Here is a 19,027-nt window from a genome sequence, read left to right as displayed (position 1 = left end):
AATGGTTGATGTCACGAAAAACCTGAAGGTTTACACAACGTATGGTCCAAAATCTGCCAAAGGTACAAGTCCAGCTATTGTGGCAAAGATGATAGCAAAAGCTAAAAAGCCACTCTTTGTAGTTGGTTCTGAGGTTTTGGAAGAAGAACTCCTTACCCGTGCAAAAGCCATCGCAAAAAAAGGAATTCCTGTAGCTGCAACCGGACATTCCATAAAGGGTTTTGTCGATGAAGAGGGAGTGAATGCAAAATATATCAATATTCACTTCCTGGGTACTTTCCTTTGTGACCCTAAATGGGAAGGATTGGATGACAACGGTTGCTATGATCTGATCATTTTACTTGGACACAAGAAATATTATATTAATCAGGTTCTTTCAGGACTGAAAAATTTTTCGGATCTGAAAACAATTAACATAGGAAGACACTATACACAGAACGCAACCATGTCCTTTGGGAATATTAAACCCGAAGTACATCTGGAAGCACTGGACGAACTTATTGATAACCTTTGAATTTTAAAGAGGGAGGATATAAAGAATGGCTGAAGATTTTCCTTTTGAAATTTCTCCAATGTTTGAAGGAGAAAGAATCAGAAAAAATGACATGTACGTGGAACTTTCAGGTCCCAAATCCATTGGTTTTGAACTTGTAAAGGCAGCTGAGATGGATGACGTGGTAGACGGCAAGTTTAACATGATCGGTCCGGACATCCAGGAAATGGAAGAGGGAGGAAGATACCCCTTCGCCATGATCTACAAGATTGCCGGCGAACTTGTGGAAGAAGACCTTGAATCCATTGTGGAAAGAAGAAACCACGATTTCCAGAATTATATACAGGGGCTTATGCACCTGAACCAGCGTTATGATGTGTGGGTTCGTTTAAGCAAAGAGGCTGTGGAAAAGGGTGTTACCTCCTTTGAGTCCATTGCACAGGCAATAATGATGCTTTTCAAGAACGAACTTCCGTTCATAGAGAAGGTGGAAGCTACCTATATCACGGACAAGGACGAGATTGAAAAACTCATGGATGAAGCAAAAGCCAAGTACAAGGCCAGGGATGACAGGACCCGTAACCTCCATGATGAGGATGTCGATACTTTCTATGGATGTACACTCTGTCAGTCTTTTGCACCATCAAATGTATGTGTAATAACCCCGGACCGGATATCCCTATGTGGTGCTATCAACTGGTTTGACGGCAGGGCAGCTGCCAAGGTAGACCCCGAAGGACCACAGTTCCCGATTCCAAAGGGTGATGTCATTGATGCTGAATCCGGTGAATACACCGGTGTAAACGAGACTGCAAAATCCCTTTCAAGCGGGGAATATGATCGTATAAAACTTCACTCATTCTTTGAATATCCACACACATCCTGTGGATGCTTTGAGGTAGTAGGTTTCTATATACCTGAAGTAGACGGCATTGGATGGGTGGACAGGGATTTCAATGAATCTGCACCCAACGGCCTTCCATTCTCTACGATGGCAGGACAGACAGGTGGTGGAAAACAGATAAGCGGTTTCCTTGGTGTTGGTATCAATTACTTCCGTTCTCCCAAATTCATTCAATCAGACGGTGGATGGGAACGTGTGGTCTGGATGCCAAAACATCTCAAGGATCGTGTATCTGACGATATACCGGATGATATCAGAGACAAGATTGCGACTGAAGAGGATGTATCAGACCTGGATACTCTCAGGAACTTCCTGGAAGAAAAGAACCATCCAATTGTCAATAGATGGGAAAAGGAAGAAGAGGAAGAGGCTGCAGAGGAAGAAGAGACTCCACAACAAGCCGCTCCCGCCATGCAGATGCCTGCCTCAATGCCAATGAATATGCCAGCCATGCCAACTTCCGGAAGTGGCGGTGTAAAGGTCATTCTCAAGAATGCAAAGGTATCTGTTGATAAGATAATCATTAAGAAGAACGAGTAATACAGAGGTTTCCCTGTGACAAAAATCATTGCGATTACAGGTAAAGGCGGCACCGGGAAGACGGCCATAACGACTCTTCTAATGCGCCAACTGACAAAAAGTGAAAAGGTTGTCCTGGCAATAGATGCTGATCCGGATACCAACCTCCCGGAAACCCTGGGATGTGAGGCAGACCGTACCATAGGTGACATCAAGGAATACATGATGAATGAACGGGACAACATGCCACCCGATATCAACAAGGAATCGATATTCGAATCCAAGATATACGAGACACTCAACGAGTTACCTGACTATGACCTGCTGGTTATGGGAAGACCCGAAGGATCAGGTTGTTACTGCTATGTAAACAATCTGCTGCGGGGAATCATGGACCGACTGACCGAAAACTATGATGTGGTTATCATGGACATGGAAGCAGGTCTTGAACATTTCAGCAGGAAGACCATCAGGAATATCGATGATCTTCTGGTGGTCACCGATGGCTCCCGCAGAGGAATGAGGACTGCCGAAAGAATCAGTGAACTTGTGCATGAGCTGGAAACGGATGTGCGCAATATCCATGTGGTCGCAAATAAAGTCACAGAAGAAAATAAGGAACAGATCCAGAAAACTGCGAATGAACTTGGCCTGAAATTAATAGGCCTTGTTCCAACGGATGAAAAGATTGCAGAGAGAGATCTCGCAGGGGAAGCTCTCTATGATCTTCCAGAAGATTCGAAAGCCGTTATCGAAGTTGAAAGAATCGCAGCAAAACTTGGATTGCAATAAATAATCGGATGGTGGAAGTGGAATGTCAGATAAACTCAAACTTTCAGACCTTAATAGTATCTTAAAAGACCTCGATGTGGAATCCCTGGAAGGGGTTACTATCGAAGGTGACATAGAACTTGATATACAGGGAGGCGGGGGAATGAATCCGGCTATGGCTTATGCCCTTGGCCATGAAGCCGCCCAGATCTCCCTTCATGTGGCAAACATCGCCAGAATGCTGGGCTATCCTGTAGACCAGCTCTTTGCACAGTGTCTTGGAGCCGGAGGAGAAACTGCGGCATTACAGGCAGAACCTGCAATAGAGGAACTGATGCAGGCCAAATTCGATGTTGCCAGAAGTAGCGAATGGAATACACCTATCCAGGAAGTAACCCTCGGTGCAACTTCCGCAGACGGAGGAAGCCGTGGCCACACAATAACTTTGGGTGGCGAAAAGGCAATGCCATTCTATTTTGATGCAGAAATGCCCAACCGTAATTATGTCACAATGGATGTTTTTGACATGCCCATCTCAATGGCAAAATCTGTCAAATCCAATTACGAAGACGTTATGGGAGACCCTGCAGAATGGGCAAAAAAGGTTGTCAATGAGTATAATGCGGATATGGTTACAATTCACCTGATTTCTACAGACCCTCTTATCAATGATACTCCTGCAAAGGAGGCTGCAAAGGTAGTAGAGGATGTATTACAGGCAGTTAATGTGCCTATCGTAATCGGTGGTTCAGGAAATCCACAGAAAGACCCTGAAGTACTCGAAAAAGCCGCAGAGGTTGCCGAAGGAGAACGTGCACTGCTTGCATCCGCAAGTCTTAACCTGGATTATGAAAGGGTGGCAAAGGCAGCAACGGATTACGGTCATGCAGTCCTTTCCTGGACCCAGCTTGAAATCAATGCTCAGAAAGAACTCAACCGTAAACTCATGAAGCAGTGTAATGTCCCACGTGACAGCATTGTGATGGATCCGACAACAGCAGCCTTGGGATACGGTCTTGACTATGCTTACAGTAACATGGAAAGGATTAGATTGTCCGCCCTTATGGGTGACGATGAACTAAACTTCCCGATGTCTTCAGGTACCACCAATGCCTGGGGTGCACGTGAATCCTGGATGAAAGAATCACCCCTTAAGGAAGATTCTGACTGGGGACCCAGAGAATATAGGGGTCCCATCTGGGAAATCGTTACAGGACTGTCCCTTGCCCTTGCAGGCAATGACATGTTCATGATGATGCATCCAACATCCGTACAGGTGCTCAAGGAGATTACACAGACCCTGTATGGCAATATTGAAGCAAAGACCCCGGACATCACCAACTGGATCACTGCGGAGGTATAAAATGAAGATTAATAGCCCCCTTGATGCTTACAAATACCTGCCGGGAACAAACTGTGGCAGGTGCGGTGAAGATACATGCATGGCCTTTGCCTCACATCTTATCGACCGTTCCAAAAGTGCCGAAGACTGTCTGCCCATGGTAGAGGAAGACAAATATGCCAAGAAACTCGAGGAACTGGAAAAGCTGCTTGCCCCGGAGATCAGGGAAGTTACCATTGGCACTGGCGAAAAATCAGTCACCATTGGTGGAGATGATGTCCTTTTCCGTCATAAATTGACCTTTTTCAACAAGACGGCCTATGCATACGATGTCACCGACACTATGGATGACAAGGAACTTGAGGAAAGAATCAATACCATCCAGACTTTCAAGAAATTCTATGTGGGAGAATTCCTTACACTCGATATGGTGGCGGTACGTTGTGTATCCGGCAAGCCCGAAACTTTTGCCGACACCGTGAAAAAGGTAATCGGACTTACAGAATTACCTCTTGTACTCTGTTCTTTTGATACGGCAGTATTAAAAGCCGCCCTGGAAGTAGCAGCAGACAAAAAGCCACTAATGTATGCAGCCAATCAGGAGAACTGGAAGGAAGTTGCTGGTCTTGCAAAGGAATACGAGGTGCCTGTAACCCTGTTCACACCGAATGACCTGGACCTGCTCAAGTCAATGGCAAAGACATTTGCAGAAATGGGAATAGAGGAACTTGTACTTGACCCGGGAACATTCCCCACAGGCAAGGAAATGAAGACAACGTTCGAAAATTTCCTGAAGATCAGAAGAGCAGGCATAGGCGGGGATGGCGAAGTTGCCTATCCGATAATGGCCGTTCCCCTGACTGCATGGATGGCCTACGATGATGATGTCAGTGCATCCTACTGGGAAACTGTGGTAGCCTCCGTGCTCACTGTAAAGTACGGCGACATTATGATAATGCATAGCATAGAGCCTTATGCATTGCTGCCGGAGATGCATCTGAGAGATACTATTTACACGGACCCAAGAAAACCTGTAACTGTTGATCCGGGTGTATGGGAGGTCGGTTCACCTACTGCCGATTCACCAATTATAGTGACCACCAACTTCGCCCTCACCTACTATACTGTTGAGAGTGATATTTCTTCCAACAAGATAGACTGCTACATCGTGGTAGCGGATACTGAGGGTATAGGTGTGGAGGCCGCTGTTGCCGGTGGACAGCTGACGGCAGACAAGATCAAGAAGACTCTGGAAAATGCCAAGTTTGACCTGAAGGAAAAGACAAGCTACAACACCGTCATCCTGCCCGGCCTGTCTGCACGCCTGCAGGGTGATGTCGAGGACAAGGTGGGTTCAAAGGTACTCATTGGACCAGCAGACTCCGGCAGACTTCCAGGATGGCTGGAGAAAAACTGGCCACCACAGGATAAATAAACGGAGAAGCATCCATTAAATACGGATGCTTCAATTCTTTTTTTGCACCAAATTTATTAGTGCTGAATATAGATTTAACATTCATGAAAAGCAAAGTCTTTTTTGTCGACCTGAAAGTAAGCAGAGATTGTGAGAATACAATCCAGAAGATCAAAAGGCTTTACGATGCAGCGGGTTTGGATAGCATCGTCAATGAAGGAGAACTCACAGCTGTTAAACTGCATTTCGGGGAAAGGGGAAATGAAGGCTTCATAAGCCCTGTTAATGTGAGACAGGTTGTGGATAAGATCCATTCTTCGGGTGCAAAGGCCTATCTTACCGATACAAATACCCTGTATTCAGGATATCGTCACAATGCTATAGACCATCTTACAACAGCAATTGAACATGGATTTGGTTACGAGGTCACCCGGGCACCATTGATAATTGCAGATGGATTGCTGGGCAACAGTTTCCGTCAGGTACCAATCAAGGGCAAACATTTTAACAGTGTGAAAATTGCATCCGAATTGCTGGATTGTCAGAGTATGATTGTGATGTCCCATTTCAAAGGCCATGGACTTGCAGGTTTTGGTGGGGCAATCAAAAACCTGGCAATGGGAGGAGGATCCGTAGCCGGCAAAATGGAGCAGCACAAGGGTCTTCATCCACAAATTGATGCAGAAAGCTGTAACGGATGCGCAACCTGTGTGGAAGTATGCCCCTGCGATGCAATGGAGATCAATAGCGATAATACATCCAATATCGATGATGACAAGTGTATAGGATGCGGAGAATGCATGACAGTCTGCCCGGTCGAGGCAATTGATTTTAATTATGCCAATATACCCGACTTCATGGAAATGATTTCCGAATATGCCCTTGGTACTGTTGCCAAAAGGCAGGATAAAATAGGTTATATGAATTTCCTTGTCCGCATCACACCCGACTGTGATTGTGTGCCCTGGAGTGATACACCTCTTGTACCGGATATCGGTATCCTGGCCTCTACAGACCCTGTGGCCATCGACCAGGCAAGCCTGGACCTTGTAAACAAGCAGCAAGGATTTACTGCATCCAAACTGGAAGAGAATATGGAACCCGGAGGGGACAAGTTTACAGGTGTCTGGAAGAACAGCATGGGAGATATCCAGTTAAGTTACGGAGAAGAACTCGGACTTGGAAGTCGGGAGTATGAACTTATCGAAATCTGATAAGTAAGGACAAAAAAGAGGAGTTTTTGCAAATTCTTCTGATGATAATACTATTATTCTATGTATATATTATATAGCAGAAAGCAGAATCATAGGTGAATTGCAGATTCGTTTTCAGGCAGAATTTATTCCAGATTTAAAATTTGTATATATTTAACCAATATTAAAAATATTCGGGAGATTCTAAAACTCCCGACAACTAATGGACGATATAAAATGAGTTACAAGATTGGAATTATGGGTGCTACCGGTGCGGTAGGCAGAGAAATAATCGAAGTATTAAATAACAGGAAGTTCCCCGTAGAAGAATTGAAACTCTACGCATCACAGAGGAGCGCCGGCAAGGTAATGGAGACTCCTTTCGGGGAAATTACCATCGGGAATGCGGAAATGGCAGATTACTCCGAACTTGATATTGCCTTTTTCGCAATCAGTGGCTCGTGGAGCAAGGCAAATGCCAGAAAAGCAACCGATGCAGGATGCCATGTAATCGACAACAGTAGTGCTTTCAGGTATGATGACAACGTGCCCCTTGTGGTTCCGGAGATCAATGCCCATGCCATCGGGGATTCAAAACTGATTGCAAACCCCAACTGTACAACCGCAATTGCAGCCATCCCCCTTTATACCCTCCATAAAGAATATGGCCTGAAGAAGGTAATCATCAGTACCTACCAGGCAACCAGCGGAGCCGGAGCTGCCGGGATGAATGAATTAATCAATGAGACAAAGAACTATCTTGAAGATAAAGAGGTAAACCATGAGGCCTTTGTCCACCCCATAGTTTTCAACACAATTCCACATATTGACAGTTTTCAGGAGAATGATTACACCCGCGAGGAGATGAAGGTAGTCTGGGAAACCCACAAAATATTTGAGGAGCCCGATATCCCGATCAGTTGTACCTGTGTGAGAATCCCGACCCTGAGAGTCCACGGGGAAAGCATTGTTATCGAAACTGAAAAACCGATTTCACCGAATGAGTCCAAAAAACTGTTGTCATCGGTTGAAGGTGTTGAATTGAAGGATGATATCGAGAACAATGTGTACCCGATGCCATTGACAGCCACCCAGAAATGCGATGTGGAGGTCGGCAGGATAAGGCAGAACATCGTATTCGGTGACCACGGCCTGGAATTCTTTGTCTGCGGTGACCAGATCCTCAAAGGTGCTGCCCTGAATGCAGTACAGATTGCCGAAAAACTTGAGTGAAAATAATTTAGTTAGAAGGGATCTAGAACAGTTTTCTTTTAAATATTTTTATGAAAAAAGTGGATATCCTGTGATTAAGGATATCCTTCTCTGTTCTTTTTTTGTCTTTGTTTCCTTATAGCTGTCTTCTTCTGAAACCAGCATACATTGCACCCACACCCGCAAGCACCAGTAGGGTTCCCACGATGTCAGCACCTGAGAAGGATGAGATACCGGATTCCTCGTTTCTGGGATTTTCCTTGGTCATTTCATATCCTTCCACATAATCACTGCTGGATTCTGCAGAATCAGGTGTCGGTTCCTGTGCGGATTCACTATAGCCACCATCAGAAGTGAAAGTTGTCTGATTAGAAGCAGTACCTGTGGTTGAAGCATTCACAATCTGTGCACTGCCTACACCACCACTACTGGAAGATGAAGACTTCAAAACCTGTGAATTTGCAGGTTGTATAGCTTCATCCATTATCTCCCTGTATTGTTCGGCAGTTGATTCATCGACAACACCTGGCATGGACAGGTAACCATCTACATATTCCTTCAAAGCAGGGTTACCACATGTGTGATGACAGCAAGTGACATCACCAGTTTCAGCTATAGTTTCCACATACTCGCTCACAAGGGACTTGAGTTGTTCATCCGATGCATCCCAGCCACCCTTACGGGCAGTTTCAAGCATTCTGGCCGTCATGGACTGGTATTCATAGGAATTGGTTCCTTTTATCCATTCACTGTTATCTCCTGTGAAATATGTGTCATACACATCATCCCAGACATAGTCATCTATCAAGTCCGGATTAAGGGCTTCCCATCCCCAGAGATTCTCAAGGAAACTACCCATCATTCCGGCACCTTCAAAGCCGTGCTGTTGCATGCCTTCAATCCAGCCAGGATTCAGGTACCTCGTAACAATTTCCCTGGAAAGATAGGTGCTCAGTGTCTCTATCTTTTCAGCATCTGGGTTTTGCAGATTCATTACGTATGTTTCCGGTGTCGTGCCGGAAGCTTCACTGACCACCAGACTCAAACCTCCGAAATACTGGAAGAAATCATCCGTGTCCATTGCACCATAGGTGTTAGAACTGCGACTGTGAAAAATTGCCCCGACATCTTCCAAATTGTCATTAAATACCTCTTCATTGTCGATCGAATTATCCGCCACATCCCACTGGCTGGCAATTTCCTCCATACTTTCTCCCCAGACATACTCACCATAAGCATTGCTCATCTTGTCCATGTAGAGGTCGGCAAGTTCGGTGTTGTTTTCCCAGGTATCACTTGCCGAAACTGCATTGGCCATACCCGTTCCGTAGGAACCATCCTCAGGTCCGAAGATTCTAAGCAAAGCAATGTTCATTGAGGCAGTTTCGTTTTGCAATGTAGCGTTTAAACCATCATAGATATTGTTGGTGTTCTCTCTCACGTAGTTAGTATTTTCCACCGGGTCGTAGGAAATATATTCAGCTGCAGGTCGCTCTTCATCCTTAGTGCCATCATAGCCGTTATCCGGTGCGTTGTAGGCAAGATAGACAGCCTTGTCTATCAGTTCCACTTTATGCGGGAAAGTATCCCTGTAAAGCCCGGATATTTGTATAAGTACGTCTATGCGTGGTCTTCCCAGCTCAGAGGACGGGATCAGTTCGACATCCTCAACCTCGTCACCATCATCGTCCCAGACTGGCCTGACACCAAGCAGGTACAGGATCTCAGACTCCATCACACCTTCGTGACGGGTAGATTCACCTGCCCATAGAATGAAGGCTGTCTTCTGTGGATAATCACCTTCAATTTCTGGAGTATACGCTTCCAGGGTCTCATTGGCCATCTTCTTTCCAAGCTCCCATGCCTGTTTTGTCGGGATTAGCTGTTCATCGAAGGCATAGAAATTCCTTCCAGAAGGAAGGGCGTCTGGACGAAGTATGGGGTCTCCTCCCAGGTTGGATTTGACGTATTTGCCATCCATAGCATTGAGTACCTGTGATGTTTCATTTTCACTCTGAGACAACTTGTCGGCATATTCTGTCGCAGTAGAAAGATAATCATCCATTGTCGCTGACGTGTTGCCAGCTCCAAGTACCTGCTCCTGTGATTCGTTGAAACTTATTTCCTGATTCAGGATAAGGTCCAGAAGTAGCACCGGTGCATCCTCTGAAGTATTGTAGAGAGCGGCCTCATCCTTGAAATCCTGACCAAGCATGGAACAGACCATTTCACTGAGTTGCTCACCTTCTGGTGCATTGCCCAGGATGTGAAGACCATAGGGCATCGAAGTCGTCCTTAGCTCCCTGAGAACATCATCGAGTTCGTCTAGGAAATGATCTCTCATTTCATCATCCTCTGACCCTGCAGGTGTCATATTGACTCGTTCATCCAAATGTAACTCATATGTCAGATTTACGATTTCGTTAAAACGTTTTTCCTGCATATCAGGATCACTGGAAAGTGCATTGTACTGAGTAATCTTATCATTTAACTCAGAATAATTACCATAGCTTCCAGACCTCACCACAGGCGGGATCAGGTGGTCTATAATCACTGCATTGCCTCTGCGTTTGGCCTGCATACCTTCTCCCATTCCATCCATTACATAAGGATAGACAACCGGTATATCTCCGGTCATAAGAGCCGGCCATTCTTCCCTGAAAAGGCCAAATTCCTTACCCGGCAACCACTCAACAGTACCGTGTCTGCCCATGTTTACCATAACATCTGCATTAAATTCATTCTGCATCCATAGGTAAAAGGCTATGTACTGATGATGCGGAGGGAGATCCGAGGCATGGTAGAGGGCGTCATTGTCCTGCAGCCAGCCTCGTGTTGGCTGGGGTGCAAGGATAACATTGTCACTGATCTCTATCTTTGGAATTACAACGAAGCGGTCACCCGAATCATCTTCATAGACCATTATTTCCCCGGGAGCCTCACCCCATCTATCCGTTACTTCCTCTTTGCGTTCTTCAGGAAGAGCATCAAACCATTTTTTGTAAGTGTGCTCGGGAATTAATTCCACCTTGTCTGTTTCTACAAGATCTTCCAGTTCACCGGGTGCCCACGTACCGATATTGGTACCCTGTGTTACAAAAAGGTCTACAAGTTCGGTTTTGTTGGGGATGCTCGAGTTTTCTACATCATAACTTTCGTTTGCCATTGCCCCAAGCAGATTGCTGATACTCGGTACAACTTCCAGATAGGAGGCACCAATATTGTTCTTTCCTGCACCATGGTTATAGTAGAGGATTGCGACCTTCTTATCCGAGTGGTCTTTTGCAGAAAGATTCGTCTGAGCTTCTGCCCGATCAACAAGCCACTCAACCTGACTATCAACAGGTTCATATATTTCATTACCCTGGGAATCGGTTTCTGTAGAAGCAATCATTATCGGATCTATCCAGCCCCAGGTTTCAGGCCTGTATAGCCTTATCATATAGGTATTCGGCAAGGGGGAACTTGTCTCTTTCCATTCGGTCAGATTCATGTAACCGTTGGTAACCGTATTCATCACCGGCACACCCAGGTTTTCAACATCAAAATACTGGCTGCGGTAGGTGGACGATAGAATAAGGTCCACTTTGGTTTCAGGTGTATGATTGAAAAAGGAATCCACATGATCACTGCTTGATCCGTAGCAAGGAACCACATTAATGTTCTTTGATTCAAGTTTGTCTATGAGGGAATCAAAAGGATCCATACGTTCCGGATAATAGGAACTGTAAAACATGAGCCCAACGGTCGAAGAATTTTCATCAAAGGAATGCCCCTCTTCCCTGTTGCGATACCAGTCAAAATATTCTGTGGCATTCGGAGTGAAATAGGATTTTTCAGTCATATTGGGATGATAGATGGCTTTTGGAGAACCATCAGGAGCTTTGACATCAAGATCATCCCTGTCCATAAATGTTCTGGCAAGATAATATATTAGATTATCAAAATTAGACTCCTCAGTTGCCCCGTATTTCCAGTAATCTTCAAGGTATTCTCTGATAACTACCTCATCTTCCTCCGAGAACTTATCTGGAATATTTTCATTCAAGGCAGCATTATCTGTGATAACTATTGTTCCATTAGATATTGCTGAATTCACCTCATCTTCGATCTTATCAGCGCTATCAGTAAACATTTTTGCATAAATTACATCCACGTTACTCAAATCGGTTTCATCATCAATTGTAGATGGTAAATGATATGACACACTTAAATTAAGAGTTGAATCATTGTTGATTCTGCCTACCAGACTTTCTAACTGGGGTTCGTAGCTTGAATAGCCCGTTATTATGGAAACATTTACTAAAGGCGGAGCAGAGGAAGAGAGTTTTTTCAACAACAATACATCACTGGATTTGTTGTATTCGTTGCCCATGCCGGTACTGTAGGTGCGACCAGATAAGGTATAGCCATCCAGATAGGAATTTATACGGTTTTCATCGACTGGGGAATCATCATCTATTTCAAGAAGTACATTAGAAAGGTCCGTACCATTTATCTCAATGTCAACCTTTCCTTTGTACCATTTCCAGCTACCCCTACTCTCTGAATAATTGGTTGCATATAACTCATATTCACCATAGGGGATATCAGACATAACAAAATTACCATTGGCATTACTGGTGGTGTTCGCGACAAAAGTTGATGAATCACTGGTGAGAAGGACAATATCACTGGATTTGTTGTATTCGTTGCCCATGCCGGTACTGTAGGTGCGACCAGATATATTATGGCCATCCAGATAGGAATTTATACGGTTTTCATCGACTGGTGAATCATCATCTATTTCAAGAAGTACATTGGAAAGGTCTGTACCATTTATCTCAATGCCAACCTTTCCTTTGTACCATTTCCAGCTACCCCTACTCTCAGAATAATTGGTGGCATATAACTCATATTCACCATAGGGGATGTCAGACATAACAAAATTACCATTGGCATTACTGGTGGTGTTCGCGACAAAAGTTGATGAATCACTGGTGAGAAGGACAATATCACTGGATTTGTTGTATTCGTTGCCCATGCCGGTACTGTAGGTGCGACCAGATATATTATGGCCATCCAGATAGGAATTTATACGGTTTTCATCGACTGGTGAATCATCATCTATTTCAAGAAGTACATTGGAAAGGTCTGAACCATTTATCTCAATGCCAACCTTTCCTTTGTACCATTTCCAGCTACCCCTACTCTCAGAATAATTGGTGGCATATAATTCATATTCACCATAAGGGATGTCAGACATAACAAAAGTACCATTTTCATTACTGGTAACATTATTGATATTTATCATATTTTCGGAAGCCGATACCGCCGGCATTGCCACTGCCAGCATCATCAATACACTTAAAACTAATAGACTCATTTTTGTATGTTGCATATTATCGCCTCGATAGTATGCCACATCCCGGTTTCCTGTTTGGTCGCAGAACCGGGATGTGCACATATACTTTATCATGATAAATTTAAATTGTTCTTCGATTCATAACATATCCCATATTTATGAAATAAAGAAAAAGAGCACCCGAAAAGGGTGCTCAGAACTTACAGCTGTCTTCTCCTGAAACCAATATACATGGCACCTACTGCTGCAAGCACCAGTACGGTTCCCACGATGTCAGCACCGGAGAAGGATGAGCCACCGGAATTATCATTTCTGGGATTTTCCTTGGTCATCTCATATCCTTCCACATAATCACTGCTGGATTCCGCAGAATCAGGTGTAGGTTGCTGTGCGGATTCACCATAGCCACCATCAGAGGTGGAAGTTGTCTGATTGGAGGAAGTGCCTGTAGTGGAAGTATTCACGATTTGTGCGCTACCGATACCACCGCTGGTGGAGGTTGAAGAAGTAGATGATTCAGGACTTTGGGTGGCTTCATCCATCAACTTCTTGTAGGCTTCCTGGCTTTCAGCACTCACACCTGCAACAGACATCATGCCTTCAACATATCCGTCCAGTGTGGGGTTACCACATGTGTGGTGACAACAGGTCACACCGTTCTCAACAACTGATTCAGTATATTCCTTTACCAGATTCTGGAGAACCTCATCAGATGCTTTCCAGTAACCTTTCCGCTCGGCTTCTATCATCCTCTTAAGAGTGGACTGGTAGGCGTAAGCATTGTCACCTGATTTCATAAAGTCGTCAACACCCAGATCATATTTGTCTTTCACATAGACATCATAGATCTCATCCCAGTCTGAATCCGTGACCATATCAGGTGTTGTTACATCCAGCCCCCAGATATGCTCGACAGTGTTCATGAATTCCCTGGCACCTGCATAATCGTATTCCATCATGCCGGAGATGAATTTGGGATTGAAAAGTGTTGAACGGATATCCTTCCTGTATGCCTCTTCATAAGTGATTACCTGCGGATTATCCACATTCTTGAAATCGGCAACATACATCTCAGGATTATCTCCACTAACGGATCTCACTGCAAGACTGAGCCCTCCAAGGTACTGATAAAAGTCATCGTTATCAATTATTCCGTACAGGTTGGAAGAATCACTGTGCATCGCAACTTCCACATCCTGGAGATTCATCCTGAAGACATCTTGGTAGCTGTCTCCCCATACATCCTGCCCATAAATGTTGGACATACGGGAAATATAGAGGTCCGCCAGTTCATCTTCACTATCCCAGGTATCACTTGCAGTCACAGCCCCCGGCAAACCTGTTCCATAGGCTCCAGGCGACTCGCTGAATATCCTTGAACGGGACAATGCGAGGGCAGTGCTTTCATTATATCCTGCTTCAAGCAATGCCTCTTCCATTTTCAGGGAATTCCATCTCACATAATTGGTTTCATTGGTTTCATTAAGAGCTGCAACGGTACGCACTGCATCATCTATCAACTGAAGATGGTTCGGGAAAGTATCCCTGTAAAGACCGGAAGGAGTCACTACAACATCTATTCTCGGATGAGTCATATTCTCCTGCGGAATTACCTTGAAACCACTTACATGTCCATAGGTCCTGGTCGGTTCAACACCCAGAAGGGAATATATCTGTGCCTCCATCAAGCCTTCATGACGCATTGTCTCAACCGCCCACAGGACGTAGGTTACTTTTTTGGGATACGTGTCGTTGTGAGTTGATTTATACTGTTCAAGCATTTGATTGGCAAGTATGGCACCCAACTCAACGGTTTCTTCATCCGGAACATCTCGCGGATCAAAACTGTAAAAGTTCTTTCCCGTAGGCACTGCATCCGGATTCCTGATTGGATCATTTCCAGGCCCTGCTTCAATGTAGCCTCCATCCAGAGCACGGAGTGCCTGGTCGATTTCACGTGTGGTATTTTGTAGAGCTGCAGAATAATTAAGTGCCGTATTCAGGTCTGCCGTAATGTTGGAATCTGTAAGGCCCAGAACATCCATCTGGGCCTGCGATATATTTGTACCATCGATCAAGGTGGCATTCAACAAATCATTGGCGTAGTAATTGGACGTATTCTCCCAGTCCTCTTCATCCCCGGTGTCATGAGGAATGACATTTACTATGTGATCGATGAAATCACTGCGAAGCATGGATTTGACCATACAGACAAGTTTTTCATCATCCGGAGCAACACCAAAAACATGGAGCCCAAGAGGCATAAGGGTCCCCTGCAGTTCATGAAGGTAGTTATGCACGTCATTTGTGACAAAGTTCTCAAATTCCGTTTCATTCATGGAACGCATTTCTTCCGAGGTTACTTCTAGATCGTACTCCATTGAAAGGTTTTCATATTTTTCAATTGTACTGTTGCGATAAAGAGCCATATTCACAGTATCATTAGCAGTTGCTGCCTCTTCATATTCATGAATCTTATCATGCATCTCGGCAAGTTCCCCATACAGACCAGAATCTGTTATCGGAGGGGTCAAATGGTCTATGATAACCGCATTACCCCGGCGTTTGGCCTGAGTACCTTCTCCCACATTGTCCATAATATAGGGGTATACTACAGGAGTATCAGCCACCATTATGGAAGGATAATCATAGCGCCATAATCCCACTTCCTTACCCGGCAACCATTCTTGTGTGCCATGGGTTCCGAAATGGATCATTGCATCTGCATCATAGTCCTGATTGATCCAGAAGTATGTGGCCAGATACTGGTGAGTAGGTGGAAGATCCTTGTCATGATAGGTCACCGATTCATCCGAGAGGTCTCCTCTGGTGGGCTGGGGTATGAAATTGATATTACCCATCTGGACTGTGGGTATGACAAATTTATTATCGTACACCATTATGTCACCCGGAGCTTCACCCCACCTGGCTTCAACATCATCCCTTACGGATTGTGGGAGGGTGTTATACCATTCCATGTACTCGTCCACAGGGACAAGCGTGACATTGCCTGATTCAACAACCTTTTCTAGCTCACCCGGGGCCCAGGAACCGACATTCCTACTCTCGATGAACAGATCGATGAACTCACTGCTGTTTGGAATACTGCCATTGCCTGTATCATAACCACTGGTATTCATTTCATCAAGCAGCACCTCGAAACTGGAAGCTATATCCAGGTAACTGGCACCAATGTTATTCTTACCACCTTCGTGGTTGTAATAGATGATGCTGACCTTCTTATCCGAATTGTCCTTGTTGCCAAGTTCTGCCCAGGAGATGGCACGGTCACTAATCCAATCAACCTGCGAATCCAGAGGTTTGTAGTAATATTGTCCGGTTTCTGAATCCTGAACCCTGCCTGCTAACCATATGTAATCAATCAAACCCTCAAGTTCCGGCATAGTTACCTGATACGATAAGGATGAAGTGCTCAATCCATGCACACTTGCATTGTATTCATCAGGTGTATGGTAACGGTCGAGTAATCCCTTTATTACAGGAACATTATACTCATTCATGGACTCGATTCCCATAGCGGGATCATTGTATTGGAAATTAAACCCTTTCAGCGATATCATGGAATCCACGAGAACCGTACCATTATTTACAAAATACTCAGATGTGTCGTCTGTAATTACCTTGTAAGTTGAAAAAATTACATTGCAACCCTTGGATTCCAGATTCCTGATTATCTGATCTTCCGTATTGAAAGCAAGAGAATTCTTTTCAATATTGTAACTGGCTATTATACCAACGGTTGGTGCGGATTCATTGTATCCATAATCCTTATACCATTCAAGATATTCACTGCTGTTTTCAAATACTCGGGGGAAGGCATCTGGATGATAAATGCCATGGTCAGGTATAGATGGCTGGAAGGCTTCAGAATATGCAATATAGGCACCTTCAAGAGTGGAACCTACAGACCGTATCCAGTGTTCCATGTTGGAGTAACCATTGTTGTACAAATACTCCTTCATAAAGCTGTAAGGTGGATTTGTCATATCAAAGGTGGCAATACCATAACCATCATCCATACCAAACATTCCTATCTGAGCACCATTGTCTTTGGCGTCCAGCAGCACATCCTTGATTTCCGTAATCTGTGTGGCACCTATCATATAAAGAATTATGACATCCTGATCGGAAACATCCGTCAAATTTGCAGCCGCTTCTGCACCGTCCATAACAGTGACATTGAAACGATCGTTTATTACAGCCCTCTCTGAAAGGACATTGTTGAGATGGGAGATACTGTTATCGGAGTTTATTATGTAAGTCACATTAATTACTGAATGTATAATTTCAGGTTCTGAGACTGTCTCACCAGCCCATAGCTCACTGAATTCCTGCCCCATAAACCTGAGCATGGATTGCATGTTGGCATTCTCGCCCTGTATCCAATATCTCTCGATGTCTGTATATTCATCCGAATACAAGTCAACATTGGGCACGGTGATATTGGATGAAAGATTGTAACCCATAACCATTGCGCCGCCTGCTTTGGCAGATTTTATACTGGAAGTCCAATTATTAATCACGGACTCATTCTGTGACTCGATGAAGATCACTCCGTATTCGGAGAAATCGAAGTCTTCGGGTGCAGGATTGTCCCTGGTGAAAACGGTTATGTCCAATTCGGAGGATATGTTGGCATCCAGTGTAGCATTGTTCAGGGCATTCTCATTAAACTCGGTACCCAGGACAAACAGGTATTTACTGCTGTCTACTTTTGCGTTATTCAGAGCATTTTCCACCAGTTTGGGTGATTCGGTTGCAAGATAAGTCAGCAGGTTTTCCGCATTTTCCAGACCTTCACCTTCAGTTCCCATATTGTTGTAATAGGTGGCAACCGGGTCGCTGGTAGTACCATCAGAATGATAATCGAAGTAGGATGGAGGGGTATAGGCTCCCATAGGGTCTATGCTGTAGATGGCAGTACCCTTGTCATGCGCTGATTTGAGAGTGGCGTTCACGGTAGTGTTATCAGTGAAAGCATCATATATGCCCTGACAAACAATAACATCCTGGGTTTCAAGGAAACCACTCTCTGAGGCATTTATCATTTCCTGGCTTATACCTGAATCAGAATAATCGATGAAGGTATACTCAATCAGATCACTGTGATCATTGGTCTCACTGGCTGTCTGAAGGGCATCATTTGCACTGTAGGAAATGTAGGTGACCTTTGACTTCATTGTGAGATAGGTCAGCAGGTTTTCCGCATTTTCCAGACCTTCACCTTCAGTTCCCATATTGTTGTAATAGGTGGCAACCGGGTCACTGGTAGTACCATCAGAATGATAATCGAAGTAGGATGGAGGGGTATAGGCTCCCATAGGGTCTATGCTGTAGATGGCAGTACCCTTGTCATGCGCTGATTTGAGAGTGGTGTTCACTGTAGTGTTATCAGTGAAAGCATCATATATACCCTGACAAACAATAACATCCTGGGTTTCAAGGAAACCACTTTCTGAGGCATTTATCATTTCCTGGCTTATACCTGAATCAGAATAATCGATGAAGGTATACTCAATCAGATCACTGTGATCATTGGTCTCACTGGCTGTCTGAAGGGCATCATTTGCACTGTAGGAAATGTAGGTGACCTTTGTTACTTGTTCATTTGCCGATACCGCCGGCATTGCCACTGCCAGCATAATCAATACACTTAAAACTAATAAACACACTTTTCCAAATCGCATATTATCGCCTCGATAGTATGCAGCACATCCCGACCCAAAGCCCGCCAGCCCACAGGTCGGGATGTCACCACAATATTTTCAACTGAATGTTATCTACAATTTCTCCTTACATATAATCAATAAACTT

At 44.5% G+C, this 19,027-nt stretch carries 9 protein-coding genes; 7 read left to right on the top strand and 2 right to left on the bottom strand.

The window, feature by feature from the left end; translation table 11 throughout:
* The first annotated feature begins 1 nt into the window (after position 1).
* The 7 genes from cdhB (at position 2) to BHR79_RS07760 (ending at position 7,869) form a co-directional block, all read left to right on the top strand.
* Complete coding sequence (gene cdhB / locus BHR79_RS07790) at positions 2 to 514, top strand: CO dehydrogenase/acetyl-CoA synthase complex subunit epsilon (RefSeq protein WP_072561803.1); 513 nt, start codon at positions 2 to 4, stop codon at positions 512 to 514.
* A gap of 25 nt (positions 515 to 539) precedes the next feature.
* Complete coding sequence (gene cdhC / locus BHR79_RS07785; protein WP_072561802.1) at positions 540 to 1,937, top strand: CO dehydrogenase/CO-methylating acetyl-CoA synthase complex subunit beta; 1,398 nt, start codon at positions 540 to 542, stop codon at positions 1,935 to 1,937.
* A 15-nt stretch (positions 1,938 to 1,952) separates the two neighbouring features.
* A complete protein-coding gene (locus BHR79_RS07780) occupies positions 1,953 to 2,708 on the top strand; it encodes an ATP-binding protein (protein WP_072561801.1) in 756 nt (251 codons plus the stop codon).
* A 22-nt stretch (positions 2,709 to 2,730) separates the two neighbouring features.
* Entirely contained in the window at positions 2,731 to 4,050 is a 1,320-nt protein-coding gene (cdhD, locus tag BHR79_RS07775; RefSeq protein ID WP_072561800.1) for a CO dehydrogenase/acetyl-CoA synthase subunit delta, read from the top strand.
* Between the two features lies 1 nt (position 4,051).
* On the top strand, positions 4,052 to 5,464 hold the full coding sequence (acsC, locus tag BHR79_RS07770) for an acetyl-CoA decarbonylase/synthase complex subunit gamma (protein ID WP_072561799.1): 1,413 nt from the start codon (positions 4,052 to 4,054) through the stop codon (positions 5,462 to 5,464).
* Positions 5,465 to 5,547: 83 nt separating this feature from the next.
* Complete coding sequence (locus tag BHR79_RS07765) at positions 5,548 to 6,657, top strand: DUF362 domain-containing protein (protein ID WP_072561798.1); 1,110 nt, start codon at positions 5,548 to 5,550, stop codon at positions 6,655 to 6,657.
* Between the two features lie 216 nt (positions 6,658 to 6,873).
* The gene (locus tag BHR79_RS07760) at positions 6,874 to 7,869 is read left to right on the top strand and encodes an aspartate-semialdehyde dehydrogenase (RefSeq protein ID WP_072561797.1); all 996 of its coding nucleotides are present in this window, start codon (positions 6,874 to 6,876) and stop codon (positions 7,867 to 7,869) included.
* A gap of 115 nt (positions 7,870 to 7,984) precedes the next feature.
* Here BHR79_RS07760 and cobN read toward each other — a convergent pair whose 3' ends face one another.
* The gene (gene cobN, locus BHR79_RS07755; protein WP_244888349.1) at positions 7,985 to 13,213 is read right to left on the bottom strand and encodes a cobaltochelatase subunit CobN; all 5,229 of its coding nucleotides are present in this window, start codon (positions 13,211 to 13,213) and stop codon (positions 7,985 to 7,987) included.
* A 179-nt stretch (positions 13,214 to 13,392) separates the two neighbouring features.
* On the bottom strand, positions 13,393 to 18,855 hold the full coding sequence (locus tag BHR79_RS07750; RefSeq protein ID WP_244888348.1) for a cobaltochelatase subunit CobN: 5,463 nt from the start codon (positions 18,853 to 18,855) through the stop codon (positions 13,393 to 13,395).
* Between the last annotated feature and the right edge of the window lie 172 nt (positions 18,856 to 19,027).

It is taken from the genome of Methanohalophilus halophilus, from assembly GCF_001889405.1.
GTDB classification, from domain to species: domain Archaea; phylum Halobacteriota; class Methanosarcinia; order Methanosarcinales; family Methanosarcinaceae; genus Methanohalophilus; species Methanohalophilus halophilus.
This window is presented reverse-complemented; position numbering and strand designations above follow the sequence as displayed.

Bases quoted from the DNA above. Each gene is read 5' to 3' on its own strand.
- cdhB (WP_072561803.1), top strand. From the start codon at position 2: ATGGTTGATGTCACGAAAAACCTGAAGGTTTACACAACGTATGGTCCA.
- cdhC (WP_072561802.1), top strand. From the start codon at position 540: ATGGCTGAAGATTTTCCTTTTGAAATTTCTCCAATGTTTGAAGGAGAA.
- cdhD (WP_072561800.1), top strand. From the start codon at position 2,731: ATGTCAGATAAACTCAAACTTTCAGACCTTAATAGTATCTTAAAAGAC.
- acsC (WP_072561799.1), top strand. From the start codon at position 4,052: ATGAAGATTAATAGCCCCCTTGATGCTTACAAATACCTGCCGGGAACA.
- BHR79_RS07765 (WP_072561798.1), top strand. From the start codon at position 5,548: ATGAAAAGCAAAGTCTTTTTTGTCGACCTGAAAGTAAGCAGAGATTGT.
- BHR79_RS07760 (WP_072561797.1), top strand. From the start codon at position 6,874: ATGAGTTACAAGATTGGAATTATGGGTGCTACCGGTGCGGTAGGCAGA.
- cobN (WP_244888349.1), bottom strand. From the start codon at position 13,213: ATGAGTCTATTAGTTTTAAGTGTATTGATGATGCTGGCAGTGGCAATG.
- BHR79_RS07750 (WP_244888348.1), bottom strand. From the start codon at position 18,855: ATGCTGGCAGTGGCAATGCCGGCGGTATCGGCAAATGAACAAGTAACA.